The 26,642-nt window shown below is 74.1% G+C and carries 21 protein-coding genes and 1 pseudogene; 6 read left to right on the forward strand and 16 right to left on the reverse strand.

Features of this window, described 5'->3' with window-relative positions; translation table 11 throughout:
* Positions 1 to 26 precede the first annotated feature (26 nt).
* A complete protein-coding gene (locus tag BIV25_RS14485; protein ID WP_071372706.1) occupies positions 27 to 908 on the forward strand; it encodes a helix-turn-helix domain-containing protein in 882 nt (293 codons plus the stop codon).
* A 181-nt stretch (positions 909 to 1,089) separates the two neighbouring features.
* Positions 1,090 to 1,953: a helix-turn-helix transcriptional regulator gene (locus tag BIV25_RS14490; protein WP_107486122.1), complete on the forward strand. Its 864-nt coding sequence runs from the start codon at positions 1,090 to 1,092 to the stop codon at positions 1,951 to 1,953.
* A 58-nt stretch (positions 1,954 to 2,011) separates the two neighbouring features.
* Here the strand turns inward: BIV25_RS14490 and dnaK are convergent, their stop codons facing one another.
* From dnaK to BIV25_RS14510, 4 genes are all read right to left on the reverse strand, one after another.
* The gene (gene dnaK / locus BIV25_RS14495; protein ID WP_071372708.1) at positions 2,012 to 3,880 is read right to left on the reverse strand and encodes a molecular chaperone DnaK; all 1,869 of its coding nucleotides are present in this window, start codon (positions 3,878 to 3,880) and stop codon (positions 2,012 to 2,014) included.
* 232 nt (positions 3,881 to 4,112) lie between these two features.
* Complete coding sequence (locus tag BIV25_RS14500) at positions 4,113 to 4,538, reverse strand: OsmC family protein (RefSeq protein ID WP_071372709.1); 426 nt, start codon at positions 4,536 to 4,538, stop codon at positions 4,113 to 4,115.
* Between the two features lie 158 nt (positions 4,539 to 4,696).
* The gene (locus BIV25_RS14505) at positions 4,697 to 6,853 is read right to left on the reverse strand and encodes an alkaline phosphatase family protein (RefSeq protein ID WP_371273020.1); all 2,157 of its coding nucleotides are present in this window, start codon (positions 6,851 to 6,853) and stop codon (positions 4,697 to 4,699) included.
* 227 nt (positions 6,854 to 7,080) lie between these two features.
* The gene (locus BIV25_RS14510; protein ID WP_071372710.1) at positions 7,081 to 7,512 is read right to left on the reverse strand and encodes a hypothetical protein; all 432 of its coding nucleotides are present in this window, start codon (positions 7,510 to 7,512) and stop codon (positions 7,081 to 7,083) included.
* Between the two features lie 85 nt (positions 7,513 to 7,597).
* Between BIV25_RS14510 and BIV25_RS14515 the strand changes: the two genes are divergently transcribed.
* Complete coding sequence (locus BIV25_RS14515; RefSeq protein ID WP_071372711.1) at positions 7,598 to 8,371, forward strand: MBL fold metallo-hydrolase; 774 nt, start codon at positions 7,598 to 7,600, stop codon at positions 8,369 to 8,371.
* A gap of 23 nt (positions 8,372 to 8,394) precedes the next feature.
* Positions 8,395 to 9,009 carry a DedA family protein gene (locus BIV25_RS14520; RefSeq protein WP_071372890.1) on the forward strand — a complete coding sequence of 205 codons (615 nt, stop codon included), beginning with the start codon at positions 8,395 to 8,397 and terminating at the stop codon, positions 9,007 to 9,009.
* Here the strand turns inward: BIV25_RS14520 and BIV25_RS14525 are convergent.
* The 6 genes from BIV25_RS14525 to BIV25_RS14550 all read right to left on the reverse strand — a co-directional run bounded on the left by BIV25_RS14525 (position 8,972) and on the right by BIV25_RS14550 (position 16,328).
* A complete protein-coding gene (locus BIV25_RS14525) occupies positions 8,972 to 10,132 on the reverse strand; it encodes an MBL fold metallo-hydrolase (protein WP_371273021.1) in 1,161 nt (386 codons plus the stop codon). The two genes, BIV25_RS14520 and BIV25_RS14525, sit on opposite strands and share 38 nt — an antisense overlap.
* Positions 10,133 to 10,239: 107 nt before the next feature.
* Positions 10,240 to 11,496: an aminotransferase class I/II-fold pyridoxal phosphate-dependent enzyme gene (locus tag BIV25_RS14530; protein WP_071372712.1), complete on the reverse strand. Its 1,257-nt coding sequence runs from the start codon at positions 11,494 to 11,496 to the stop codon at positions 10,240 to 10,242.
* Positions 11,497 to 11,689: 193 nt separating this feature from the next.
* A complete protein-coding gene (locus BIV25_RS50335) occupies positions 11,690 to 12,274 on the reverse strand; it encodes a hypothetical protein (RefSeq protein WP_143076634.1) in 585 nt (194 codons plus the stop codon).
* A 1,295-nt stretch (positions 12,275 to 13,569) separates the two neighbouring features.
* Positions 13,570 to 13,827 carry a DUF6158 family protein gene (locus BIV25_RS14540; RefSeq protein WP_071372714.1) on the reverse strand — a complete coding sequence of 86 codons (258 nt, stop codon included), beginning with the start codon at positions 13,825 to 13,827 and terminating at the stop codon, positions 13,570 to 13,572.
* A 153-nt stretch (positions 13,828 to 13,980) separates the two neighbouring features.
* Complete coding sequence (locus tag BIV25_RS14545; RefSeq protein ID WP_071372715.1) at positions 13,981 to 15,600, reverse strand: ATP-binding cassette domain-containing protein; 1,620 nt, start codon at positions 15,598 to 15,600, stop codon at positions 13,981 to 13,983.
* A 71-nt stretch (positions 15,601 to 15,671) separates the two neighbouring features.
* Positions 15,672 to 16,328 (reverse strand): histidine phosphatase family protein, encoded by a 657-nt coding sequence (locus tag BIV25_RS14550; protein ID WP_071372716.1) that lies wholly within the window; start codon positions 16,326 to 16,328, stop codon positions 15,672 to 15,674.
* Positions 16,329 to 16,577: 249 nt separating this feature from the next.
* Here BIV25_RS14550 and BIV25_RS14555 point away from each other — a divergent pair, with 249 nt between their 5' ends.
* Positions 16,578 to 17,399 (forward strand): class I SAM-dependent methyltransferase, encoded by an 822-nt coding sequence (locus BIV25_RS14555; RefSeq protein ID WP_071372717.1) that lies wholly within the window; start codon positions 16,578 to 16,580, stop codon positions 17,397 to 17,399.
* Between the two features lie 53 nt (positions 17,400 to 17,452).
* On the opposite strand, the gene BIV25_RS14560 is transcribed toward BIV25_RS14555, so the two are convergent.
* Both BIV25_RS14560 and BIV25_RS14565 read right to left on the reverse strand, forming a co-directional pair.
* Positions 17,453 to 18,214, reverse strand: a complete 762-nt coding sequence (locus BIV25_RS14560; protein ID WP_071372718.1) for a GvpL/GvpF family gas vesicle protein — start codon at positions 18,212 to 18,214, stop codon at positions 17,453 to 17,455.
* Between the two features lie 136 nt (positions 18,215 to 18,350).
* Positions 18,351 to 20,207, reverse strand: coding sequence for a transketolase (locus tag BIV25_RS14565; RefSeq protein WP_071372719.1), 1,857 nt, complete (start codon positions 20,205 to 20,207; stop codon positions 18,351 to 18,353).
* Positions 20,208 to 20,369: 162 nt separating this feature from the next.
* Here BIV25_RS14565 and BIV25_RS14570 point away from each other — a divergent pair, with 162 nt between their 5' ends.
* Positions 20,370 to 20,720 carry a VOC family protein gene (locus tag BIV25_RS14570; protein ID WP_071372720.1) on the forward strand — a complete coding sequence of 117 codons (351 nt, stop codon included), beginning with the start codon at positions 20,370 to 20,372 and terminating at the stop codon, positions 20,718 to 20,720.
* 16 nt (positions 20,721 to 20,736) lie between these two features.
* Here BIV25_RS14570 and BIV25_RS14575 read toward each other — a convergent pair whose 3' ends face one another.
* The 4 genes and pseudogenes from BIV25_RS14575 to BIV25_RS14590 form a co-directional block, all read right to left on the reverse strand.
* A complete protein-coding gene (locus BIV25_RS14575) occupies positions 20,737 to 22,800 on the reverse strand; it encodes a DUF5107 domain-containing protein (RefSeq protein WP_071372721.1) in 2,064 nt (687 codons plus the stop codon).
* Positions 22,801 to 22,840: 40 nt separating this feature from the next.
* Positions 22,841 to 23,798: pseudogene (locus BIV25_RS14580) on the reverse strand (arginase family protein).
* Entirely contained in the window at positions 23,795 to 24,382 is a 588-nt protein-coding gene (locus BIV25_RS14585; protein ID WP_071372722.1) for a GNAT family N-acetyltransferase, read from the reverse strand. The pseudogene BIV25_RS14580 and the gene BIV25_RS14585 overlap by 4 nt, the downstream one beginning before the upstream one ends.
* A 273-nt stretch (positions 24,383 to 24,655) precedes the next feature.
* On the reverse strand, positions 24,656 to 26,608 hold the full coding sequence (locus BIV25_RS14590) for a prolyl oligopeptidase family serine peptidase (protein WP_071372723.1): 1,953 nt from the start codon (positions 26,606 to 26,608) through the stop codon (positions 24,656 to 24,658).
* Positions 26,609 to 26,642 lie beyond the last annotated feature (34 nt).

Below are 26,642 nucleotides of genomic sequence, written 5' to 3' on the forward strand. Positions count from 1 at the left end.
GCAACTCCTCGACTACGGTCGGACGTATGACCATTGTCGCTTCCGGTCCTTCCGCGTCCGCCACCGCCCCCGCCCCCGCCCCCGCCGCCGTCGCCGTCGCCGACAAGGGCGTCGGCCCGCTGCTGCGCGCATGGCGGGAGCGGCGCCGGGTCTCGCAGCTGGAGCTGGCGCTGCGCGCCGACTCCTCGGCGCGGCACATCAGTTTCATCGAGACGGGCCGGTCGCGGCCGAGCGAGGAGATGGTGCTGCGGCTCGCCGAGCACCTGGACGTGCCGGTGCGCGAGCGCAACTCCCTGCTGCTGGCGGCCGGTTACGCCCCGCACTATCCGGAGACCCCGCTGGACGACCCGGCGCTGGACGCGCTGCGGGCCGGGCTGGAACACCTCATCCAGTGCTACGAGCCGTACCCCGCGCTGGTGGTCGACGCCTGCTACACGGTCGTGGCCGCGAACCGGGGTATCGCGATGCTGCTGGACGGGGTGCCGGAGACGCTGCTGGCGCCGGCGCCGAACGCGATGCGGCTGACCCTGCACCCACAGGGACTGGCGTCGCGCATCCGCAACCTGCGGGCCTGGCGCGGGCATCTGCTGGAGCAGATGGAACGGCAGATCGCCCTGCAGCGCTCGGAGCGGCTGCACGCCCTGTACGAGGAGGTGGCCGCCTACCCGGTGCCCGAGAACACGCGTGACGACATGGAGGACGGCGGCGACAGCGGTGAACCGGAGGGCCCCGTCGCGTACTTCGCGCTGCCCATGCGTATCGAGCACGACGGCCGGATCCTGTCGTTCGTGTCGTCGATCTCCACCTTCAACACGCCGATGGACGTGACGGTCGCCGAACTCGCCATCGAGACGTTCCTGCCCGCGGATCCGGCCACCGCCAAGTACCTGCACACGGTGGCGGGTTGACCGCACCTGCCACGTCCCTGCCGCTTCCTTGCCACGTCCCTGTCTCGCTTGCCTGCCTATACCACGCTTCTCCCCCGCTGCCGCGGCGTCCGTCGGCCAATCCGATCCCCTCGGACCCGTGTGCGAGAGGCGATCACGTGGCAGACTGCCCGGGTACTTCGGCGCGTAGGGGAGGCGTGGCGTGAGTGAGCGGCGGGCTGCGCCCACCGTGGGCCAGGTGGTGCTCGGCAAACGGCTGCAGGAGCTGCGCGAGGCGGCGGGCCTCACCCGGGACGAGGCCGCCCGCGTCCTGCGGGTGGCGTCGGCGACCGTACGGCGCATGGAGATGGCCGACGTCGCCCTGAAGATCCCCTACGTGCAGGTGCTGCTGGAGACCTACGGGGTGCCCGAGGAGGAGGCGGCCGCGTTCGTGCGGCTGGCCGAGGAGGCGAACCAGCCGGGCTGGTGGCAGCGGTTCCACGACGTGCTGCCGGACTGGTTCAGCATGTACGTCAGCCTGGAGGGCGCCGCCCGGATCATCCGCTCCTACGAGCCGCACTTCGTGCCCGGTCTGCTCCAGACCGAGGAGTACGCGCGCGCGGTGATGGAGGCCGGCACGATCGGGCAGACCTCGCCGCACACCGTGGAACGGCATGTGTCGCTGCGCCTGGAGCGGCAGCGGCTGCTGGAGCGGAACGACCCGCCCCACCTGTGGGTGATCATGGACGAGACGGTGCTGCGGCGCCCGGTGAGCATCCACGGCGAGGTGATGCGCGACCAGCTCGACAAGCTGCTGGAGTTCGCCGGGCGGGACCGGGTCACGCTGCAGATCGCCGAGTTCTCGGCGGGCCCGCATCCGGGGACGTACGCGCCGTTCACGCTGTTCCGGTTCGCCGAGCCGGAGCTGCCGGACATGGTGTTCACCGAGTATCTGACCGGCGCGCTGTACCTGGACTCCCGTCGCGAGGTGGCCGCGCATCTGGAGGTGCTGGACCACATGACGGCCCGGGCCGCGTCGGCGCAGCGCACGCAGAGCCTGCTGCGGGAGTTCCGCGAGGCCCTGTGACCCGCGTCCACGGCCGTCCCGCGTCCACGGCCCGCGTCCTGCATCCACGCCCGAGGGGTCAGGCCGCGCCGCCCTTGGTGTCCCGGTCCTCGTCCACGATCTCCGCGTCCACCACGCCTTCCTCGTCGGCGGGGGTTTCCTGTTCCGTGGCGGGGCCCGGTTCGCCGGCGGAGGCAGAGGCGTTGGCGTACATGGCCTGGCCCATCTTCTGGCTGACGGTGGCGAGTTTCTCGACGCCGGTGCGGAGTTCGCCGGTCTCCGCGTTCCGCTCCAGGAGCGCTTTGAGTTCCGTGGCCGCCTCCTGGACCTCCGACCTGGTGTCGGCGGGGATGCGGTCCTCGTTGTCGCGCAGGAACTTCTCGGTCTGGTAGACGAGTTGCTCGGCCTGGTTGCGGGTCTCCGCCGCCTCGCGGCGCCGGCGGTCCTCCTCGGCGTACTGCTCCGCCTCGCGCATCATGCGGTCGATGTCGTCCTTGGGCAGGGCGGAGCCGCCGGTGACGGTCATCTTCTGCTCGCGGCCCGTCGCGAGGTCCTTGGCGGAGACGTGCATGATCCCGTTGGCGTCGATGTCGAAGGCCACCTCGATCTGCGGGACGCCGCGCGGGGCGGGCGGCAGTCCGGTGAGGTCGAAGACGCCGAGCTTCTTGTTGTAGGCGGCGATCTCGCGTTCGCCCTGGTAGACCTGGATACCGACCGAGGGCTGGTTGTCGGTGGCGGTGGTGAAGATCTCCGAACGGCGCGTCGGGATCGTGGTGTTGCGCTCGATCAGCCTGGTCATGATGCCGCCCTTGGTCTCGATGCCGAGGGACAGCGGGGTGACGTCGAGGAGGAGGACGTCCTTGACGTCGCCGCGCAGCACGCCCGCCTGGAGGGCGGCGCCGACGGCGACGACCTCGTCGGGGTTGACGCCCTTGTGCGGGTCCTTGCCGGTGAGTTCGCGCACCAGGTCGGTGACGGCCGGCATCCGGGTGGAGCCGCCGACGAGGATGACGTGGTCGATGGCGGACAGCTCGATCCCCGCGTCCTGCACGGCCTGGTGGAAGGGCTGCTTGCAGCGGTCGAGCAGGTCGGCGGTCAGCTCCTGGAACTGGGCGCGCGTCAGTTTCTCCTCCAGGTGCAGCGGGCCCGCGGCGGAGGCGGTGATGTAGGGCAGGTTGATCGTGGTCTCGGAGGACGACGACAGTTCGATCTTGGCCTTCTCGGCGGCTTCCCGCAGCCGCTGCACGGCCATCTTGTCGGCGCCCAGGTCGATGCCGTGCCCGGCCTTGAAGCGCTTCGCCAGATGCTCGACGATCCGCTGGTCCCAGTCGTCGCCGCCGAGGTGGGTGTCGCCGTTGGTGGCCTTCACCTCGATGACGCCGTCGCCGATCTCCAGCAGGGACACGTCGAAGGTGCCGCCGCCGAGGTCGAAGACCAGGACCGTCTGCTCCTCGCCCCGGTCCAGGCCGTAGGCGAGGGCGGCCGCGGTCGGCTCGTTGATGATCCTGAGCACCTTCAGGCCGGCGATCTCCCCGGCCTCCTTGGTGGCCTGGCGCTGGGCGTCGTCGAAGTACGCCGGTACGGTGATCACCGCGTCCGAGACGTCCTCGCCGAGGTAGGCCTCCGCGTCCCGCTTCAGCTTCTGCAGCACCCGCGCCGACAGCTCCTGCGCGCGCAGCCGGGAGCCGTCGACCGTACCGCTGTCCGGGAAGCGCCAGGCGGCATCGCCCATGTGCCGTTTCACCGAACGGGCCGTGCGCTCCACGTTCGTCACGGCCTGCCGTTTGGCGACCTCGCCGACCAGCACCTCTCCGTTCTTCGCGAACGCCACCACCGACGGCGTGGTCCGCGCGCCCTCCGCGTTGGTGACGACGGTGGGCTCGCCGCCCTCCAGGAGGGCCACCACCGAGTTGGTCGTCCCGAGATCGATCCCGACCGCACGTGCCATGATCCGTCCCCTTCCGCTTGCGCCAGGGCGTCCTTCGGCACTCCCAGCACATGACGTGCTTACGACGGTGTCAATGGCCGGATGGGCCGGATGCGGGATCCCGGATACAGGATCCTGCATGCGAGATCTTGGATGCAGGATCCTGGATGCGGGATCCCGGACGCTCACGGTCCCGGGGAACGGCGGTGCCGCGCCCCCGGGACGGGACGCGGCACCGGATGTCGTACGGGCGTCAGGCCAGCTCGGCCGAAAGCGTGATGGTCGTACCGGCCAGGGCCTGGCTGACCGGGCAGTTCTTCTTGGCGTCCTCGGCGGCCGAGGCGAAGCCCTCCTCGTCGAGGCCGGGGACCTCGCCGCGCACCCAGAGGTGGATGCCGGTGATGCCCGTGCCGGGCTGGAAGGTCACGTCGGCCTTGGTCTCCAGGCGGGTGGGCGGGGTGCCGGCGCCGGTCAGACCGTGCGAGAGGGCCATGGAGAAGCAGCTGGAGTGGGCGGCGGCGATCAGCTCCTCGGGGCTGGTCCTGCCGTTCGCCTGCTCGGCGCGCGACGGCCACGACACCGGCTGCGAGCCGATGCCGGAGGAGTCGAAGGTGACGGTGCCGCTGCCCGTGAGCAGCTCGCCCTCCCAGACGGTGTGCGCGGTACGCGTGGTGGCCACGGTGGTTCCTTTCGCGGGTGGTCGGCCCCGTTTCCGGGGTGCCGTTTCCGGGTTCCGTGTCCCCATCCGATCACATCCGGGCCCGCCGCATGCCGAGGACCGGCCCACACGCGGTGAACGGAAGGTGACGGTGCGTTCCGCCGGGCTTCCCGGGGTGTTCAGGCCGCCTGTTCCTCCTCGGTGGCGGCGGTGAGCGGGACCTCCGGGCCGTTCAGCTCGCGCAGCCAGCGGCGCAGTGCGTGGTGCACCTGTTCGGCGCCGGCCAGTTCCCCGTGGTCCGCGGCGGGAGCGGACAGGTCCAGCGGAGAGAGCAGGAACGGGCGGGACTGGGCGCCGCCGAGGCCGCCGTGGGAACCGATCTGCTCCTCGAAGGCGAGCACCTCGCCGCCGGCCGGATCGTACGCGGAGTTCACCATGATGTCGGCGGTGTGCGGAAAGGAGTGGGTGCGCCGGACGGCGTCGGCGGCGCCGGGCCCGAAGCACGCCAGCGGCCCGGACGCGTCGTCCAGGTCGGCCAGCGGGACCTCCACACCGTTCGCCCCCAGCACCACACCGCCGTGCTCCGCGCTGCGCACCAGCAGGAAGCCGATGCCGGGGTGATGGGCGAGGGTGGTGAGCAGGGCGGGGTGGCGGGCGTCGATCTCCTCGCGGGTCATGCGGTGGTGCACGTCCGGGAAGGAGACCAAGCCGAGGTTGCCGGAGGCCAGCACGATCGGCTCGGAGCGGGAGGGGGGTCCGTCGGCGCTGCGGGTGCGGGCGGGCCGGTGCTGCTCACCCGCCTCCTCCTCCACTGGCCGGCGCAGCGCGGCCCGGACGGCGGCCCGGGCCTCGGCGCCGCTGCGGGTTCGTCCCGCGCTGCGGGGCACGGGCAGTCCGCAGCCGGCGCGGACGAGGTCGCCGAGGGTGAGGCCGTAGCGGCCGTGGAAGGTCTCGCCGGGGCTCTGGCCGTGGTCGGAGAGGACGACGAGGCGGTAGGGGCGGGGGGCGTGTTCGGCGACGCGCTGGAGCAGGGCGAGGGCACGGTCGAGGCGTTGCAGCACCTTCTCGGCGTCCCGGCTGTGCGGGCCGGAGTGGTGGGCGACCTCGTCGTAGGCGACCAGGTCGGCGTAGACGGCGGTGCGCCCGGCGAGCATGTCACCCATCACCGCGGCGACGACGACGTCCCGCTCGACGACGGTGGCGAAGGCCCGCACGAGGGGGTAGAGGCCGCCGCGGCCGACCCGGGGGCGCTGTCCGCGCAGCCGGGCACGGACGGACTGGCCGACCTCTCGGACCACTTCGGCGCCGAAGGACAGGGCGGTGCGTACGGCGTTGGCGGGGTCGGAGAAATAGGCGAAGTAGCCTGCGCGGGAACGGTTCTCCTTGCCCCGTCGGCGAGTGGTGATGGACAGGACGAGGGCCTGCTCGCCGGCGCCGCCGCTGAAGAGGTTGCCGCGGCTGGCACCGTCGATGGTGAGCAGTCCGCCGTCGCCGGTGTGCACGGCGGCGCGGCGCTGCAGCTCGGCGGCGCTCGTCGGCCGGTTGCACACCATCACCTCGCCGCGGTCCTTCTCGTACCAGCGGAACGCGGGAACGTCGAAGGTGCTGCCGTGGAGAATGCCGAGCTGGCTGGCACCGGTCTGGCTGGACCAGTCGGTGCGCCAGGGGGTGAGGCGGTGGGTGGCTGCGGGTGCAGGTGCGGGTGTATGCGCGGATGCGGGTGCGGGTGCAGCGGATGCGGGTGCGGGTGTATGCGATCGCCCGTCGACTGTCGGCCGTCGGCCGTCGGCCGTCTCCTGTCCGCCGTCGGCGGGGCGTCGGTCGACCGTCCCCAGCCACCCGGCCACCGTCGGCATCAGCCCCTTGCGGACCGCCGCCGTCAGGACGTCGTGGCCGACGCCGTCGAGTTGGACGCAGACCAGGCCGGGGGTGGTGGGGCAGGGCGGGTCGGATCTGCGGCGGCGGGCGGCGAGGCGGTGCAGGCGGCGGCGGTAGGCCTCGTCGTCGCGTACGGCGAGGGCGGCGCCGGTGGCCGAGGCGACGGCGGACATCACGGCGGCGACGATGACCGCGGTCTCCGGGGCTGCCGCGCCCCGGCCGGAGGGGTTGATGCGCAGGGCGAGCAGCAGCAGGGAGCCGTTGAGGGCGAAGACGAGCAGGCCGAGGAAGAGGGCGGGGACGAGGAGCAGGAGCCGGACCAGGAGCGGCCAGGCGACGGCCGACAGGACGCCGAAGGCGCCGGCGCCGCAGGCGGCGGTGACGGCGATCCGGGTGGCGCTGTCGCCGTCGGCGGACTGGAGCTGGAAGTCGGGCAGGAGGGCGGCGAGGACCAGCATGGTGAGGGTGGAGGCCGCCCATACGGTGGTGCTCCGTCCGATCTGGCTGGCGACCCGCCGCCACGGAACGCCTCGTACTCTCCGAACGCCTCGTACGCCCCGTATGCCTTGTACGCCTCGCACGCCTTGTCCACCTCGCGTCCCGGGCCGCTCGACGCCCGGGCCCCGTTCCACCTTGTCATACCGGGCCGGGGGCGCCGGCCTGCGGCTGTGCGGCTGGCGACGGCTCAGCGGCCGTCGTAGCCGGCGGTCGGCATGGACAGCCGGCGGTGGACGCGGGCCTTCATCTGGGCGTCGTAGGCCGGTTCGGCGCGGTCGGCCGTTTCCACTCGCACGCCGCGCCGGGCGCATTCGGCGGTGAAGGCGTCGACGGAGGACAGGGCGCGGCGCAGGACGCGGAGGCTGGGGGCGACGAACACGTCGATGCCGGGGCGGACGCCGTCCCACAGGGCGCAGTGGTCGAAGCGCAGGCCGCCGACGAGGAGTTCGCGGGCGACGACGTATCCGTGCTCGGCGGCCCAGCGGGCGCACATGGCGTGCTGGCTGCGGGCGTCGACGAGGAAGGGGTCGGCTTCCAGTTCCTCCAGCGGGGTCAGGCTGGCGATGGCGGTGACCCGTACGGGCGCGGGCATGCCGGAGGCGGCCTGCGGTTGTCCCATGGCGTCCCCCTCACCTCCGGGTTTCGCCGCCGACCCTACTCCTGCCCGTAGGCTTCGGGGAGTCGCGTGAAGGAGGCGGAAGAAGGTGCCGGTGGAGATCACCTGGTGGGGTCACGCGACGTGCACGATCGAGGATGCGGGGATCCGGGTGCTGACCGATCCTCTGTTCGCGCGCCGGCTCGCGCATCTGCGGCGGCGCCGGGGGGACGTACCGCCGGCGGCGGCCCGGCGCGCGGACGTGGTGCTCGTGTCGCATCTGCACGCCGATCATCTGCATGTGCCGTCGCTGGCGTCGCTCGCGCCGGGTACGCGGCTGCTCGTGCCCCGGGGTGCGCCGCGGGCGGTGCCGGCGCTGCGCCGGCTGCGGCGGTTGCGGGTTTCGGAGGTGGTGCCGGGGGATGTGGTGGGTGTGGGTGAGGTGCGGATCCGGGTGGTGCCGGCGGCGCACGACGGGCGGCGGTTGCCGGTGGGGCCGCACCGGTCGCCCGCGCTGGGGTATGTCGTGGAGGGGGCGGCGCGGACGTACTTCGCGGGGGACACGGGGTTGTTCGACGCGATGGCGGAGCGGGTCGGGCCGGTGGACGTGGCGTTGTTGCCGGTGGGCGGTTGGGGGCCGTTCCTGGGTGAGGGGCATCTGGACGCGGGGCGGGCGGCGCGGGCGCTGGTCCGGCTGGCGCCGCGGCTGGCGGTTCCGGTGCACTACGGGACGTACTGGCCGATCGGGATGGATGCGGTGCGGCCGCACGAGTTCTCTGCGCCGGGGGACGAGTTCGTGCGGCTGGCGGGGGTGGTGGCGCCGCAGGTGGTGGTGCGCAGGCTGGGGCACGGGGAGAGTGTGCGGCTGGAGGTCGCGCGGTGAGTGTGCGGGTGGCGGCGGTGGTGCTGGCTGCTGCGTCGGGGCCTGCGGGGCCGGTGGTGCCGGCGGAGTCGACGCAGCAGGCGATCGGTTATCCGTCGTTGTTCCTGCTGGTGTTGATCGGGGCGTTGGTGCCGGTGGTGCCGACGGGGGCGCTGGTGAGTTCGGCGGCGGTGGTGGCGTTCCATCAGACGGCGCCGTTCTCGTGGGCGTTGGTGTTCGTGACGGCGGCGTCGGCGGCGTTCCTGGGGGACGGGGCGTTGTACTGGCTGGGGCGGCGTGGGATGCGGTCGCGGGGCGGGTCGCGGTGGCTGGAGGCGATACGGTCGCGGGCGCCGGATGCCGCGCTGGCTTCGGCGCGGGGCAGGTTGGCGGAGCACGGGGTCGCGGTGCTGGTGTTGTCGCGGTTGGTGCCGGCGGGTCGTATTCCGGTGATGCTGGCTTGTCCGATGGCTGATTGGCCGTTGCGGCGGTTCGGCCGGGGGAATGTGGCGGCGTGTCTGGCGTGGGCGGCGACGTATCAGGTCATCGGGATCCTGGGGGGTTCGTTGTTCAGCGAGCCCTGGGAGGGGGTCGTGGTGGCGGTGGCGCTGACGGTGGTGGTCAGTGCGGTGCCGGGTGTGGTGCGGCGGTTTCGGTAGCGCCGTCGGGGTGGGTGTTCGTTTCGGGGTGCGGGTTCGTGGTGGTTGACCGCGCTGTTCCCCGCGCCTCTTGCGGGGCGCTGTGGCCGAGCGCTCCGGAAGCGCCGATCGGGAGATCCCACAGGTCTTTCCGCTCCAGCCCTGCCTTCTCCCAGGCCGCGCGGACGCGTGTGAGCGGTTCGAGGACCGGTTCGGCGGAGAGGACGAAGGTGCCCCAGTGCATGGGGGCCATGCGGGGGGCGCCGAGGTCGAGGGTGGCCCGGACGGCTTCCTCGGGGTCGCAGTGGACGTCGCTGAGCCACCAGCGGGGGTCGTAGGCGCCGATGGGCATGAGGGCGAGGTCGATGCCGGGGTAGCGGCGGCCGATGCGGGAGAACCAGTGGCCGTAGCCGGTGTCGCCGGCGAAGTAGAGGCGCCGGCCGTCGGTGCCGGTGAGGATCCAGCCGCCCCACAGGCTGCGGCAGGTGTCGGTGAGGGTGCGCTTGGACCAGTGGTGGGCGGGGACGAAGTCGAAGCGGACTCCGGAGAGTTCGGCGCCTTCCCACCAGTCGAGTTCGGTGACGTGGGTGAAGCGGCGGCGCCGGAACCACTGGGCGAGTCCGGCGGGGACGAACAGCGGTGTGGTGCGCGGGAGTCGGCGCAGGGTGGGGGCGTCGAGGTGGTCGTAGTGGTTGTGGCTGATGACGACGGCGTCGATGCGGGGCAGGTTCTCCCAGGGGACGCCGACGGGGGTGATGCGGGCGGGGGTGCCGAGGATGCGACGGGACCAGACGGGGTCGGTGAGGACGGTCAGGCCACCTATGCGGACGATCCAGCTGGCGTGTCCGGCCCAGGTGACGGCGAGGGCGTGGGGGTCGGGTCGGGGCAGCGGGCCGGGTTCGACGGGGAGCAGGGGGAGGTCGGCGAGGCCTTCGGCGCCGGGGCGTACGGAGCCTTCGCGGGCGAAGCGGGCCATGGCCTTGAGGCCGGGCAGCGGGGCGGTGAGCCGGTCGTGGAACGTCCGTGGCCACACTCGGTGTTCGCGCAGGGGGCGGGGTTCGGCGAGGGGCGGGACGGAGGGGGCGAGGGGTGTCGGGGCGGTCATGGTGACGACGGTCGTGGCCGCAGGTGTCACGGGAGACATGGGTGCCGTGGGGGCTGTGGGTGGCGTGGGAGACGTGGCTGTCGGTGAGGTCGTCGGCGAGGTCGTGGTGGGCGATCCGGGCTCGTGCGTCTGCTGCGTCTGCTGCGTCATCGAGGAGGCTCCCGTCGCTGGGCTTCGTCGCGGAGATCGTCGAGGAGCGATGTCAAGGAGGTCAACGCGCGGTGCACGTGCGGCAGTTCCAACGGTGTGGGTGACGTGAGGCATTCCGTGCGTTCGTCGTCGGTGGTGCCGAGCAGGGGGCCGGTGGCGAGGCGTACGCGCAGGGCGCCGAGGTCGTCGCCGAAGCGGTGGCCGCCGGGTGCGGGCATGCCGAGGCGGGCGGTGAGGAAGTCCTCCAACTCCTGTGCGTCGCCGACTCCTTGGGCGGCGAGGAATGCGCGCAGCGGGCCGAGGTCGGCGTAGAGGTGGCGGCCGGCCTGTGGGGGGCGGACGAGGGCACCGGCGGCGACGAGCGTGGTGTGCGCGGCGGCGGCCACGCGCGCGTGGAGTCGTACGGCGTGCTCGCGGCGCTCGGTGACGGGCGGGGGCTCGTCGAGGGCGTAGCCGGCCGCGGCGGCGACGGGAGCGGCGACGCGGGCGCCGAGTGCGGTGAGGATGTCGAGCACGCGCGCGTGGAGGTGCAGTCCGGGTCCGGTCGCGGGGAAGCGGGCGACGGCGGCGGGCCAGCCGGGGGGCAGCAGGGAGCCGGCGAGGTCGGTGACGACGGTGACGCGGTCGGGGCGCATCTCGGCGGGGCTGAGCAGGACGGTGTCGTGGGGGTCGTGCAGGGTGTCGCGCCAGGTCTCGTCGCTGACCAGGTGCAGGCCTTCGGAGGTGGCGGCTTCGACGGTCTCGTGGAGGAGTTCGGGGGCGGCGACGGTGGCGGTGGGGTCGTCGGCGACGGACAGGACGAGCAGTTGGGGTTCGCCGCCCTCGGCGCGGACCCGGCGGACGGTCTCCAGCAGGGCGTAGGGGTCGGGGACGCCGCCGCTCTCGGCGGGGGTCGGCACGTGGTAGACGGGCCGGCCGAGGATCCGGGCGTAGGGCGCCCACCAGGCGGCGCAGGGGCGGGGGACGAGGACGTCGGCGCCGTCCGGGGCGAGCGCGGCGGTGAGGGCGAGGAGCAGGGCGGGGGCGCCGGGGCCGGCGGCGACCTGGTCGGGGACGGTGGGCAGGCCGCGCCGGGTCCAGTAGCCGCAGGCCGCTTCGAGGAGGGCGGGGGCGCCGCCGACGGGCTGGGCGTCGGTGCGGCGGGCGGCGGCGGCGAGTACGGCGGTGAGTTCGGGGAGCACGGGCAGGCCGTCGCCGGGCAGCGGCGGGCCGTAGCGGACGGGGCCGTGGCCCTCGGGGTCCGTGCGCCGCATGTCCGCCTCCGCGCAGTCCGTGATGGGTCGTCGTGGGCTCGTCGTGGGCTGGTGGTGGGCTCGTGGTGGGCCGGCGTGCGGTGCGCTGTCCGGTGTCGTGGGGTACGGCGGCCGGCGCGGGTGGGGGCGGACGGCCTCGGGTGGGTGTACCCGGCGGGCGGGTGCCCATGAGCGGTGCGGGGCGTCGTCCCGGTCACACACCGGTGGGGCGGCGGACCGCCGTGGCGTGCCGGTCGCCGTACAGCCGGTGGCCGGCTCCGGCGCAGGCGGCGGCGATGAGGACGCCGCCGGCGACGAGGGCGGGGAGGGAGCCGGTGAAGCTGCCGCCCTGTCCGGCCTCGACACCGTGCTGCACGCCGACCGGGGCGCAGTCGTCGTCTTGGCGGGACGGGGTGCCGTGCGACTTGCCGTCGTGCGAGGGGTCGTTCTGCGGGGTGCCGGGCTCGGTGCAGGTGTGGATGTTCGTGTGGGTGTGGGTGTTCGTGTCGGAGCAGGCGCCGCTTCCGCTTACGCCTGCGTTTCCGGATCCGTTCCCGTTCCCGGCTCCGCCGCCGCTTGTCCGGCAGTTGAGTCCGCCGCTCTGGCACGGCGCGGTGTCGCGGCACGGGGTGCGGTCGGCGCAGGACTCGCCGTCCCGGCAGCCGGTGCTGTCCCGGCAGGAGGCGTCTGCGGGCGGGCACTGGGTGCCGCTGCTGTCGGCGCAGGGTTTGGCGTCGGGCAAGACCTGGGCCGGGGCCTCGGCGACGCCGGGCAACGGGCCGGTGGCTGTGCCGGGCAACGGGTCACTGGCTGCGTCGGGCATCGGGCCGGTGGCGGGACCCGGCAACGAGTTGGTGACGCCGCCGGTCAGAGGGTCAGTGGGGGCGCCAGGCAAAGGGCCGGTACCGCCACCGGACAACGGACCGGCCGCAGCACCGGACAACGGGCCCGTCGCGCCCCCGGTCAAAGGGCCGGCGGGGGCGCCGGACAAAAGGCCGGTACCGGCACCGGACAACGGACCGGCCGCAGCACCGGACAACGGGCCCGTCGCGCCCCCGGTCAAAGGGCCGGCGGGGGCGCCGGACAAAAGGCCGGTACCGCCACCGGACAACGGACCGGTCACAGCACCGGACAACGGGCCCGTCTCAGCGCCGGTCATGGAGCCGGTCCCGCGGCCGGTCATGGAGCCGGTCCCTCCGCCGGTCATGGAGCCGGTCCCTCCGCCGGACACGGAGCCGGTCCCTCCGCCGGACATGGAGCCGGTCCCTCCGCCGGTCATGGGTCCAGTCGCAGCGCCCGGCGAGGGGCCGATGGCGCCGCCGGACGGAGGGCCGGTGGCGCCGCCGGTCGGGGGGCCGGTCGTGGTGTCGCAGTGCGCGGAGACGACGGAGGGGGCGGGGCCGGCCGGGGCGGCGAAGGCAGCAGGGCCGGGCAGGAAGAGGGCGGCACCGGCGGCGAGGGCGACGGACAGGGCTCGGGCGGTGCGGCGCATGGGACGGGCTCCTCGACGGGCTGCTGCGGATCGGCCGGCCCGCGTGTACGTCGGGCGCTGCCGGGCGGCGCCACGGGTACCGGGCACGGGGCCGGGGGCACGGGGTGTGTGCCCTCGCTGCCATCACAGCCCGTGCCGCGCCGGACCGCGCGCCGCCGGACCCATTCGCGGGACGCGGACGCCCAGCCGGGTGACAGGGGTGCATGACGCCGGTACGGCACGGTACGGGGGCGGCCGCGCCGTGGCACGCCGTGGCACGGCGCGGCCGGCACGCGCGGACACCGGCGCCACGGCCGGGGCCGGGAGCCGGCGAGGAGGCCGGGCCACCGGGCGCCGGGCGCCGGGCGCAGACGACCAGGCGCCCGAGCGGTCGCCGGTGCACGGCGCCGCGACCGCGTGGAACAAGGACCGACACACCGCCGTACGACGCGGCCGACAACACCACCGCCGGGCCGGGAGCCGGCAAGGAGGCCGGGCCACCGGCCTCCGGTTGCCCGGCACGGGCGGTCAGGCCGGCGAGGGGATGCAGCGGTGCCGTTCCGGTGTGGGCGGTTGCCGGTGGAGGGCGGGCAGGGCCCCTGGGGGTGTGTCCGGGGTGGTGGTCAGGCGCTGGTGGTGCGCGGGGTCGTCGTCTCGCCGCAGCAGCGGTCGCGGGCGCCCTCGCGGGTGCGGCCGGAGCTGACGAGGCGGCGCGGGTTGCGGCGCAGGTACTCGCCCTCCAGCTGCGCCATGCGCTCGTTGTGGGCCCGCAGTGCGTCGTTGGAGCCGTACAGCAGGGTGTCGTGGCGCGTGCGGTGGATCGTCTCCAGCTCTTTCATGAGCTGCTGGTCGTCCAGTCGGCTGGGCTCGACTCCGGTCATGGTGGTGCCCCGCTCGTCGTGTCCGTGGTCCCGGCCCCGAGCGTGCTGCCGGGAGGATCCCGGGAGGCCGGGGTTCCTGCCATCCACCATACGAAGATCCCGCGCCCTGAGCCTGCGAAGGCCCGAGGGCGCGGGAAAGCAGGGGCGTGCGGGTCAGCGGGCGCGTTCGACGCGGCGTTCGTCCCAGACGGGTTCCGGGGTCTCGCGGACGCGGCCGTCGGTGCCGAAGACGAGGTAGCGGTCGAAGGAGCGGGCGAACCAGCGGTCGTGGGTGACGGCGAGGACCGTGCCGTCAAAGGCCTCCATGCCCTCCTGGAGTGCCTCGGCCGACTCCAGGTCGAGGTTGTCGGTGGGCTCGTCCAGCAGCAGCGCGGTGGCGCCCGCGAGCTCCAGCAGGAGGATCTGGAAGCGGGCCTGCTGGCCGCCGGAGAGCCGGTCGAAGGCTTGCTCGGCCTGCTGGGTGAGCTCGTAGCGGCGCAGCCGGGACATGGCCGGGCCCCGGTCCTGGGCGTGTTCCTTCCACAGGATGTCGAGGAGGGTGCGGCCGTGGAGTTCGGGGTGGGCGTGGGTCTGGGCGAAGTGGCCGGGGACGACGCGTGCGCCGAGTTTCCACTCCCCCGTGTGTGTCACGTCGTCGCCGGCGAGCAGGCGCAGGAAGTGGGACTTGCCGGAGCCGTTGGAGCCGAGGACGGCGACCCGTTCGCCGTAGAAGACCTCCAGGTCGAAGGGCTTCATCAGGCCGGTCAGTTCAAGTCCCTTGCAGGTGAGGGCTCTTACGCCGGTGCGGCCGCCCTTGAGGCGCATGGTGATGTCCTGTTCGCGGGGCGGCTCCGGGGGCGGGCCGGCTTCCTCGAACTTGCGCAGGCGGGTCTGTGCGGCGGCGTACCGGGAGGCCAGTTCGTGGGAGACGGTGGCCGCTTGACGGAGGTTCAGTACGAGCTTCTTGAGCTGGGCGTGTTTCTCGTCCCAGCGGCGGCGCAGTTCCTCGAAGCGGGCGAAGCGTTCGCGGCGGGCCTCGTGGTAGGTGGCGAATCCGGCGCCGTGCACCCAGGCGTCGGCGCCGGCCGGGCCCGGTTCGACGGAGATGATCTTCTCGGCGGCGCGGGCGAGGAGTTCGCGGTCGTGGGAGACGAACAGGACCGTCTTGCGGGTCTGCCTGAGCTGCTCCTCGAGCCAGCGTTTGCCGGGTACGTCGAGGTAGTTGTCGGGCTCGTCCAGCAGGAGCACCTCGTCGGTGCCGCGCAGCAGGGCTTCGAGGACGAGGCGTTTTTGTTCGCCGCCGGAGAGGGTGCGCACCTGCCGCCACTGGGCGGTGTCGTAGGGCATGCCGAGCGCGGCGGTGGTGCACACGTCCCACAGGGTCTCGGCTTCGTAGCCGCGGGCCTCGGCCCAGTCGGCGAGGGCCTGGGCGTAGGCGAGCTGGGCGGCTTCGTCGTCGACGGTCATGATCGTGTGCTCGGCGTCGTCGACGGCCTTGGCGGCCTCGCGGATGCGGGGCGGGGCGACGGAGACGAGCAGGTCTCGTACGGTCGTCTCGTCGCGCACGGAGCCCACGAACTGGCGCATGACGCCGAGGCCGCCGGTGACGGTGACGGTGCCGCCGTGAGGCTTCAGCTCGCCGGAGATCAGGCGCAGCAGGGTGGTCTTGCCGGCGCCGTTGGGGCCGACCAGGGCGACGGCGGAGCCTTCGCCGACGCGGAAGGACACGTCCCCGAGGAGGGTCCTCCCGTCGGGGAGGTGGTACTCGAGGTGCGCGGCTTCCAGATGTCCCATGACCTGGCATTCTGCGGGGTGGGCGGCGAAGAGGGCAAACGCTTATCGGGCGGCTTGCGGTGCCGGCCCGGTCATCGGGCGGTGTCGATCGGTGCTCCGGTCGGGCCGGGGTGTCCGGCCGGTTCCACGGCGGCGCCTTCCCAGGAGATCATCTTCCAGCCGTCGGCCGGGGTTCCTTCGAGGGCGACCACGCCGGTGTTCCGGAGGGGGCGGGCGGCGGCGAAGGCGACGTCGACGTTGTGGGCGCGGGCGGCGGTCCACAGGCGGATCGCGGCGCCGTGGCTGATCATGACGACGGTGCCTGCGCCGCCGGCCGCGGCCTCGGCGACGACGGCGTCGTACCGGGCGAGGGCCGCCTCGCCGTTCTCTCCGCCGGGGATGCGCCGGGTGGTGTCGCCGGCCGCCCAGGCGAAGATCGTGTGCATGTACTCCCGGCCCTCGGCGGACTCGCCGGGCAGCATCTCCAGGTCGCCGGCGGACACCTCGCGGATGCCGTCGCGGACGACCGCTTCGAGGCCTCGGGCGGCGGCCAGCGGGGCCGCGGTCAGCCGGGTGCGCAGCAGCGTGGAGACGTAGAGGGCGTCGATGTGCTCGCCGGCGAGGGCTTCGGGCAGGGCGGCGGCCTGCGCCTCGCCGAGCGGGGTGAGCCCCGGTCCGGGCACGGCGGTGTCCAGGAGGTGGTCCACGTTGGAGGGGGTCTCGCCGTGGCGGACGAGGAGCAGACGCATGCGGGGCTCTCCCTTCGCGCCGGTCATGCGCCCGGCGCACGCGCACACAGGCAACGGGCACCTCAGGGTATCGGCACGTGGGTGAGGGCCGGTGTGCCGGGCCCACGCCGGGCAGCTTCCGGGAACTGATGTTTATGACGAACCGTCAGTCCATTATGCAAAACGCCGGTCTCATTATTCGGCCTGCGCGCGTACGGTGATCCGTACCACCGTCGGACCACCGTCGGACCAGAGGTGAGGGGAACCGCCATGCCGGGAGCACGGGAGACGGCCGTCTACACGCACGGGCACCACGCGTCGGTGCTGCGCTCGCACACCTGGCGGACCGCCGCCAACTCCGCGGCGTACCTGCTCGGTTCGCTGAAGCCGCACATGAGGATCCTGGACATCGGCTGCGGCCCCGGCACCATCACCGCGGACCTGGCGGAACTGGTCCCCGACGGTCATGTCACCGGCGTCGACCACGCGCCCGGCATCCTGGAGCAGGCCCGGGCCACCGCACAGGCGCGCGGGCTGACGAACGTGGACTTCGCGGTCGCCGACGTCCATGCCCTGGACCACCCGGACGACACGTTCTGCGTGGTCCACGCCCACCAGGTGCTCCAGCACGTCGGCGACCCGGTGCAGGCGCTGCGCGAGATGCACCGGGTGACGAAGCCGGGCGGGTTCATCGCGGTACGCGACGCGGACTACGCGGCGATGACCTGGTACCCGGCGGTGCCCGGCCTGGACGACTGGCTGGATCTGTACGAGCGGGTGGCGCGGGCCAACGGCGGCGAGCCGGACGCCGGGCGCCGGCTGACGGCGTGGGCGCGGGCCGCCGGGCTGCGGGACGTCACGGCGACGTCCGCCACCTGGACGTTCGCCACGCCCGAGGAGCGGGCCTGGTGGAGCGGGCTGTGGGCGGACCGCACCCTGGCCTCCTCCTATGCGGAGCGGGCCGTACAGGGCGGGCACGCGACCGAGGAGCGGCTGCGGGCGGTGTCCGAGGCGTGGCGGGACTGGGGCCGGCGGGAGGACGGCTGGTTCGGCGTGCTGCACGGGGAGATCCTGTGCCGCAAGGAGGCCTGAGCAGGACCGAGCAGGACCGAGCAGGACTGAGGAGGTCCGGGGAGGTCCGAGGGTCAGCGGGGGTCCTCGCCCGTGAAGGAGTACCGGGTCTCCTCCCCCGTGAAGGAGTAAGCGGCCCAGGGGCCGGTGAGTTCCACCCGGACTCCCGGTTCCTCGGCCCGCGTGCGGTCGATCAGTTCCACGAACTCCTCGCAGTGCGCCCGGGGCACCAGATAGGCCGCGTCGAGCACGTTGCGGGGCGCGTGGTCCGACGGGGTGCAGGCCGGGACGCGCACCCGGCAGGCCTCCGCCCGCCCGGCGAGGCGTTCGTGCAGCATGCGGACGAAGGCCTCCCCCGGCGCCTCCCCCTGCGCCTGCTCCGGCGCCTGCTCCGGCTCGGCGGCGGAAGCGGGCTCGCGGGCGGGCCGGGGGGCGGCCGCCGGCTCCGTGTACACCTTCACGCCCCACTCCACCCGGCCCTCCAGCCGGTCCAGGACCCGCTCGAAGGAGTCCTCGTGGGTCTCCAGCAGGGTGCGCACCACACTGTCGTCCTCGCAGACGGTCCCGAGGCGCAGCGGCAGCGGGGTGGTGACCGTGGCCAGCGCGGCGATCACACCGCGGTGCGCACGGACGGTCGCCGCCAGCCACACCGGGTCCTCCAGGTGGGCCTGGAAGGCCTCCTCGCCGAAGTCGGTCCCGGGCACCGTACTGACGACCGCGACCAGCCCGCGGTGGCGCAGCAGGCCCGGCGGGGCGCCGGCGACGCCCGTCAGCTGGGACTGAAGGGGCGTGTCGAAGGGGCGGCAGACGGCATAGACGTAGCGCAGTCCGGCCATGGTCCCTCCTTTGCTCCAGCTCCAGACTGACCCTGCGGCCGCGCCCGCGCCACAGAGGACGGCTCGGTCCGCCACACCCGCGCCGCACGGGCCGGTGCGGTCCGCGGCGGGCGCCGGCCGGCCGTGAGCGGCGCTCTCAGCCCGCGGCCTTCTCCTCCACCAACAGTTTCACGGCGTTCACGATGCCCACGGCGTCGATGCCGGCCGCGTGCAGCTGCTCGTCGGGCGCGGCCGAGCCCGGCATGGTGCGCACCGCGAGCCGGACCAGCCGGGGCACGGGGCGGCCGTCGGCGAAGGCCTCCGCGACGGCGTCGCCGAGGCCGCCCTCGGGGTGGTGGTCCTCGACGGTGAGCAGGCAGCCGGTCTCGTCGGCGGCCCGGCGCAGGGTCTCGGTGTCGACGGGTTTGACGGAGTAAAGGTCGATGACGCGGATCCGGATGCCGTCCTCGGCGAGGCGGTCGGCGGCGGCCAGCGCCTCGGGCACGGTGACCCCGGCCGCGATCACGCTCACCCGGTCCTCGTCGCTGGTGCGCAGCGTCCTGCTGCCGCCGACCGGGAACTCCTCGCCGGGCCCGTAGATCACCGGTGTCGCGCCGCGTGAGGTGCGCAGGTAGCGGATGCCGTCGAGGCCGGCCATGGCCGCGACCAGGCGGGCGGTCTGGTTGGCGTCGCACGGGTACAGCACGGTCGAGCCGTACGCGCCGCGGAACATCGCCAGGTCCTCCAGGCCCATCTGGGAGGGCCCGTCCTGCCCGATGGCGACACCGGCGTGCGAGCCGACCAGGTTGATCCCGGCGCCGCTGACGGACGCCATGCGCACGAAGTCGTGGGCGCGGGTGAGGAACGCGGCGAACGTGGAGGCGTACGGCAGCCAGCCGCGGGCGGCCATGCCGACGGAGCAGGCGACGAGCTGCTGTTCGGCGATGTAGCACTCGAAGAACCGCTCGGGGTGGGCCTTGGCGAAGGCCTCGGTGCGGGTGGAGTCGCCGACCTCTCCGTCCAGGGCGACCACGTCACCGCGGGCGGTGCCGAGCGCGGCGAGGGCCGCGCCGAAGGCGTCCCGGGTGGCGACCTCGTCGCCCTCGTCGTAGTGCGGGAGCAGGACCGCCTCGGTGGTGTGGTCGCGCAGCGCGGCGGCGGCCGGCGGCTCGCCGACGCGGACGTGGACGTCGCGCGGTCCGCCGAGTTCGGCGACGGCCTCCTCGGGGTGGGGCAGCGGCTTGCCGTGCAGGCCCTCGTGGTCCTCGGCGGCGGCGACGCCCCGGCCCTTGAGGGTGCGGGCGAGGACGACGACGGGCTGCCCGGTCGTGGCCAGCGCCTCACGGTAGGCCTGGTCGATGCTCTCGATGTCGTGGCCGTCGGTCTCGACGGCGTGCCAGCCGAAGGCCCGGAAGCGGCGGGCGTAGGCGTCCAGGTCGTGGCCGTGCCGGGTGGGGCCGCGCTGTCCGAGCCGGTTGACGTCCACGATCGTGATCAGGTTGTCCAGCTGCTCGTACCCGGCGTGTTCGGCGGCCTCCCACACCGAGCCCTCCGCCAGCTCGCTGTCCCCGCACAGCACCCACACGTGGTAGCCGGTGCGCTCCAGGCGTTTGCCGGACAGGGCGATGCCGACGCCGACGGGCAGGCCCTGGCCGAGGGAGCCGGTGGCCGTCTCCACCCAGGGCAGCCGCCGGGGCGTGGGGTGCCCCTCCAGCCGGCTGCCGAGTTTGCGGAAGGTGAGGAGTTCGCCGTCCTCGACCGCGCCGGCCGCCTTGTAGGCGGCGTACAGCAAGGGGGAGGCGTGGCCCTTGGACAGGACGAAGCGGTCGTTGGCGGGGTGCTCGGGGCGTTCGAAGTCGTAGCGCAGGTGCCGGCCCAGCAGGACGGCCATCAGGTCGGCGGCGGACATCGAGGAGGTGGGGTGCCCGGAGCCCGCGGCAGCGGAGGCGCGTACGCTGTCGACGCGCAACTGCGCGGCAAGTTCGGCGAGTTCGTCGTTCTCGGCGGTGTTCATGGCTCTCCACGGATCGTTGTGCGGGTCGGCTCACGGGAGGTTTTCCGTGTATCCGCGGGCGCGGCACCCAAACGTCCGCCGGGTCACCCGAACGGCATGGCGGTGTGCGGCCGGCTCCGGCGGCGCCACCATCGGCGGGCAGGTCCAACTAGGCTCGTCCGCATGGAGATTCTCGGCGCCACACTGCGCATCTGTGTCGACGACCTCGAAGCCGCGGTCCCGTTCTACGAGCGGCTGGCGGGCGGCAGAGCCCAGCGGTTCGGGCGCGGTGGGGTGCAGGTCGCCGCGATCGGCTCCTTTTTGCTGATGAGCGGGCCGGAGGCGGAGCTGGAGATTCTCCGGAAGGTGACGGCGACCATCGCGGTGCAGGACGTGGCGGAGGCACACCAGGTGCTGACCGGCCTCGGCGCACGGATCCTCGCCGGTCCGCTGCCGAGCCCGGCCGGGCGCAGTCTGCTGGTGATGCATCCGGACGGGACCGTCTTCGAGTACGTGGACCAGCAGCGGGCCTGAGCCGCCTCGGCAGGGCCTAGGGCTGGTCCGGGCGCATCCGGAAGTCGAGGCGGGCGGGCAGCGGCTCGTCGGTGAGCCGGGACCACAGTCGGCCGATCGTCTCCTCGCCCTCGCGCAGGTCGGCGACCTCGACGTCCTCCTCGAGGACGGCACGCGCCGCCTCCGGCCGGCCCTCGGCGAGCAGCAGCTCGGCCTCGAAGAGGCGGAAGCGGCCGCGCTCGCGCACGGCGGGCGGCAGCCGGTCCCGTACGGCGCGGGCGTCGGCGGTGCGCCGCACGCGCAGCAGGGCCCGGAGGGTCTCGCGGCCGAGCGCGGCCTGGACGGCGGTCCAGGCCGCGCCGTCACCACCGTAGCCGTCACCACCGAAGCCGCCACCGCCGTGGCCGTCACCGTCGCCGAGGTCGGGGGCGGGGGCGTCTGCCGCGTCTTCCGGGCCGTGAGGGAGCCGGCCGAGTGCGCGGCACAGGTCGTCGAAGGCGTCCAGGTAGCGTTCGGCGGCCCGCTCGTGGTGGCCGGACGTCCGGTCGGCCACGGCCAGGCAGCGCAGCAGCGGCCAGCGGGCGGGCGCCCGCCGCAGGGCGCGTTCCCAGCTGCGGACGGCCTGGGCGCGGTCGCCCGCGTGCCACTGGGCGATGCCGAGGTGGTACTCGGTGTGCGGGGTGGCGGGCGCGGTCTCCAGCATGTCCCGCCAGTGCGGTGCGACGAGGCTCTCGCCGGGCGGTCGTACCCGGCTCGGCTCGGGCAGCGAGCCGGTGCGCAGCAGTTCCCGCCAGGGTGTCTGGGCCTCGCCCAGGGTGGACTCGGGGAACGGGGTGCCGGGCAGCTTCCCGTCGGAGTGCAGCACCTCCAGGGCGCCCCAGCCGGAACCGGCGGCCAGGATGGTGACCGGTTCGGTGTCGGCGTACGGCAGCCAGTCGGCGTACGCCTGCTCGACGCGGGCGCGGGGCAGGGCCGTCTCCAGCCGGTCCTCGGCGCCCCGGACCGCCTGGGGCCACTCCCCCGTACTCGGTGCGTCGAGCGGGCCGTACGCCTCCAGCCAGGACACCTCGCTCCGCGCCTCCAACCGGACGTGTTCGAGCTGGGTGCGGGCGAGACCGGCCTGGATCTCGCAGTAGCCGCCGGTGCCGGGTTCGGTCAGCCACTGCTGCCAGCGCCGGCCGCCGGGCCGGTGGCCCCACACGAAGAGCTTGCGGCCGCGCAGGGTGTCGGTGGAGGTCTGCACCAGCCCGTGCCCGTCGGCGCCGAGGGCGGCGATCCAGCGGCGCCTGGCGTCCGGCACGTCGTAGAAGTAGTCGGCGGCGTAGGGGCTGTCGAGGGGGCGGGTGCGGTCGATGCCGTCGTGGGAGGGGACCGGGATGCGGCGCAGGCGGCGTTCGTAGCCGAACTGCCAGGCCTCGTCGGCGGGTGCGAGGACGCGGACGTCCTCCGGTACCGCGGTGTTGGACCACCAGTAGGTGGGCACCGGGCGCTCGTGCGGGTTGCGGATCCGGACGCCGGCGTAGAGGAAGTCGGAGCCGTCGGGCAGCCACAGGTCGACCTGGAAGGGCAGGTCGCGCAGCCGCTCCCACTCCCACAGGCGCAGCATCTCGCCGCCGTCGGGGGCGGGGATGCGGGCGGCGTGCAGCGGGGCGCAGGACAGGGTGGTGTGGCCGGTGGCGCCGATGTTCCACTCGATGCCGCCGGAGTACCAGGCGCCGTTGAGGGCGAAGTCGGCGGGCTGGAACACCGGGTTGCGGTACAGGAGTTCGCGTCCGGTGGGCAGGTGGAGGAGGGAGGCGACGCGGCCGCCGAGGCCGGGCAGGACGGTGGCGCGCAGCCGGTCGTTCTCGATCACCAGGGCGTCGAGGGTGCGCGGTGTGCGGGTCCTGCCGTAGCCGTCGCGGACGCGGACCGGGAGCAGGCTGGTGAGCGGCTCGTGGCCGAGCTGGCGCACCATGTCCCGGGGCATGCCGGCCCGGTCGCGGTCGTCGATGCGGTGGACCTCGTCGAGGGGGTGCAGCGGGGGCAGGGGGTTGTCCGGGCCCAACTCGGCGGCGGGCAGGGTCAGTACCTCACGTCGGATCCTCGTCACGATCACCATGGAACCCGGAGCGCCGGTCACTGCCCAGGGGAGCTGCCGGTCAGGATTGCGCAAAGGCGGCCACGGCCACGTCGGCGAGGAGCGCGCCGGCCGTGCCGTCGGGGTCGGGGTCGGGGTCGGGGTCGTAGATGGTGACGTTGAGACCGGTGGTGTGTCCTGAGGCGAGCAACGGGCGGAGCAGACGGGTCAGTTCGGCGGGGGTGAGGCCGTCGGGGTCGGGGCTGTCGACGGCGGGCATGACGGACGGGTCGAGGACGTCGGCGTCCAGGTGGACCCAGAAGCCGTCGAGTGCGGGCGCCTCCAGGGTCTGTACGGTGGCGCGGGCGACGGCGTCGGCGCCGCTCGCGCGGATGTCGCCGACGGTGGCCACGGGGATCTTCAGCGCCGCGAGTTCGGCCCGGTCCTCCTCGGAGCAGTCGCGGATGCCGACGAACCGTATGTCCTCGTCCCGCAGACAGGGCCCGAGCCCCTCCAGGTCGGTCAGGTCAGGTCGCGCCGGCCGCGCCCGGCGCCGAGGGCGACCTCCTCGCCGCCCGCCGCCCCGATCTGCTCGGAGCTGTCGGGGTGGCGGAGGTCCGGGGAGGCTCCCCCGCTGCCTTGGGGGCGTGGGAGGTACCCCCAAGGGCGGCGAGCCCGTCACGGCCGAGGCGGCGCAGGGCGAGGGAGGCGCCGAGCCGGATGGAGCAGTCACCGCCGAGGACGACAGGGAAGTCCCCGGCGCGGACGTGGTGTTCGAGGCGGTCGGCCGGTGTGACGGTGCGGGCGGCGAGCGCGGCGGCGTTGAACACGCCGTCGCCCTCCTGCCAGTCGCCGAGGTCGTGGCGCGGGGGTACGACGACCTCGCTCTCGCGCGCGTCCAGCCGCTGGACGAGGCGCTGTTCGCGCAGCGCGCCGGCCGGCTGGTGACAGCCGGGGACGGTGCCGGGGGCCGGCGGGCGCAGGCCGGGGTTGGAGGGGGCGTCGAGCACGACCGGAGTACGCGGGGAAGGCCTCCTCATCGCGCCGAGGCGCCCGCGGCGCCGGTCCGCATCTCGACGGTCAGCGCCCAGCGTTCGTGGTCGCGCCAGGCCCCGTCGATGTGGATCATGGCGGGCGAGAAGCCCTCCAGGCGGAAGCCGCCGCCGCGCGCCAGCGCGACGGACGCGGTGTTCTCGGGCTGCACGTTGATCTCCAGCCGGTGCAGGCCGAGCGGGCCGAAGGCGTGGTCGACGACCAGGCCGAGAGCCTCGCGCATCAGGCCGCGCCCGGCGGCGTGCGCGAAGGCGCCGTAGCCGAGCGCGCCGCACTGGAAGCCGCCCCGCACGATGTTGTTGATGTTGATGAAGCCCGCGACGGCACCGCTGCCCCCGCTGTCCCCGCCGTCCTTCTCGCACACCAGGAAGCCGGCCTTCGTCGGGTCCTCGATCAGCCGGCTCGCGTAGGCGGCGTAGGACTCGTCGTCGTCCGGCGGGAACAGCCAGGGCCGGTGCAGGTCCTTGCTCTCGCGGGTGCGGGCCGTGAACTCGGGTCCGTCCTGGAGGGTGAAGTGACGGACGGCCACGCGAGGGCCCTCGGCGAGGTAGTGGGGCGCGGTGTGCGGCATCCGGCCAGCGTACGACGCCGGTGGCGGTGCCGCATCCGGGAATCGGGCCCGTGCGCGGTCGGCGCGGGGCCGGCTCGTCGAGGCTCAGCGCGGCGGTGTCCGCGTCGAGTTCGGCCGCGGCACCGAAGGGGGTCGTCAGCGCGGGAGTCCGGGGGCGGCCGCGGTCCGGGCGGTACGCCTGCCCGCCGACGTCCTCCAGGCACAGCGGCCCGCCGGCCGCGACGACGGCGACGCGGGCACCGGGGGGCGGCCGGGTCGGTTTCGTCATGGCGTTCACGGGTGCAGTTCCAGTCCGGGGACACCGGGCGCGTCCAGCCCGAACACCTGGGCGTACAGCGACATTTCCGCCTCCAGCGCGCGCACCATCGTCTCGGCCCGCCGGAATCCGTGGCCCTCCCCCGCGAAGGTCAGATAGGCGTGCGGCACGCCCCGGCCCCGGATCCGGGCGAGCAGGCGTTCGCACTGGGCGGGCGGGCAGATCACGTCGTCCAGGCCCTGGAGCAGCAGGAACGGCACGGTGAGCCGGTCGGCGTGGGTGAGGGGCGAGCGTTCGGCGTACCGGGCCGGCACCTCGGTGGACGGTCCGATCAGCGACTCCAGGTAGCGGGACTCGAAGTCGTGGGTCTCGCCGGGGCCCCAGGTGGTGAGGTCGAGGACGGGGTAGGCGATGGTGCCGCAGGCGTAGACGTCGGTGGTGGCCAGGGAGGCGGCGGCGGTCCAGCCGCCGGCGCTGCCACCGCGGATGGCGAGCCGGGCGGGGTCGGCGGTGCCCTCCGCGGCGAGGGCGCGGGCGACGGCGGCGCAGTCCTCGACGTCGACCACGCCCCACTGCTCGCGCAGCCGCTCCCGGTAGGCGCGGCCGTATCCGGTGGAGCCGCCGTAGTTCACCTCGGCGACGCCGATGCCGCGCGAGGTGAAGTAGGCGACGGAGAGGTCCAGTACGAGGGGTGCCCTGCTGGTGGGGCCGCCGTGCGCCCAGATGACGTAGGGCGGGGCCTCGCCGTCGGGTGCGGTGCGGGCGGGGTGGTGGGGCGGGTGGATGTGGGCGTGCACCTCGCGGCCGCCGGGGCCGGTGAAGGTGCGGGTCCGGGGCGTCGGGTAGTAGGCGGGGTCGACGGCGTCCCGGTGCCGGGCGCCGACGGGGCGGGCCCGGCCGGTGACGGTGTCCAGTTCGACCACCTCGTGGGCGGTGCGCGGGCCGGCGCCGACCGCGACGATCCGGCCGCCGTGGGTGGCGAGGGTGGGCGCGAACTCGGTCCAGGGTCCGGCGGCGTCGACGACCTCACCGGATTCTGTATCCAGTATGCCGAGTACGGTCGGCCCTCTACCGTGTACGACCGCGATCAGCCCGTTGTCCAGCGGTGCGAACCAGCGCAGGCCCGGCTTCCACAGCGGGCCGGCGAACTCCTCCTCGCGGGGGCAGAGCGGGGTGCCGTCCCGGTAGAGGTTCCACCAGCCGCTGCGGTCGCTCGTATACAGAAGACTGCCGTCTGTTGACCATTCCGCCTGGGCGATCGCCTCGCCCGGCCCGCCGGCGGCCGTGTGGACGGTATGCAGTGTTCCGTCGACACCGGTCTCGCCGACGCGTAGTTCCGTCCCCTCCCACGGCATCCGCGGATGGTCCCAGGCGAGCCATGCGACCCGGCGGCCGTCGGGCGAGACGCGCGGGCCGGTGACGAACCGGTGCCGGCCGTCGGTGAGTTCGCGCACCGCGGAGCGGTCCTCGGCGGCGGACCCGTCGAGCGGTACGGCGGCCAGGAGGCGGCGGACGTCGCCGGGGGCGTTCCCGGTGAACTCCTCCAGCACGCACCACACTTCTCCGCGGGCGGGGTCCAGGTGCGGGTCCGCCCAGCGCAGGCCCGCGCCGACCGGCGAGAGCGGGGTCAGCGGGCGCGGTTCGCCGCCGGGCTCGTACCGGTACAGCCGCTGGTCGGCGAAGTGCGTGAAGACGATCAGCGGCCGGCCGTCGTCCGTCGTTCCGGTCCAGGGGCGGCCGCCGTACTCGACGACCCGGTTGCGCACGTTCCACGGCGCGGGCAGCACGGTCTCCTGCGTGCCATGGGCGGTGCGGCGCAACAGGGCCCGGCGGCCGCCCTCGGCGGGGCGGGGCTCGGTCCACCACACCTCGTCCCCGACGAACTCGACCCACTCCGGCTGTCCGTCGTGCGCGGCGGCCAGCGCCGCGTCGACGGGTGACGGCCAGGTTCCGTACGGCGCGGTCAGCACCTGTGTGCCCTCCTTCGTCGGGACTGTTCCATGC

It is taken from the genome of Streptomyces sp. MUSC 14, assembly GCF_001866675.1.
In the GTDB taxonomy this organism is placed as follows: domain Bacteria; phylum Actinomycetota; class Actinomycetes; order Streptomycetales; family Streptomycetaceae; genus Streptomyces.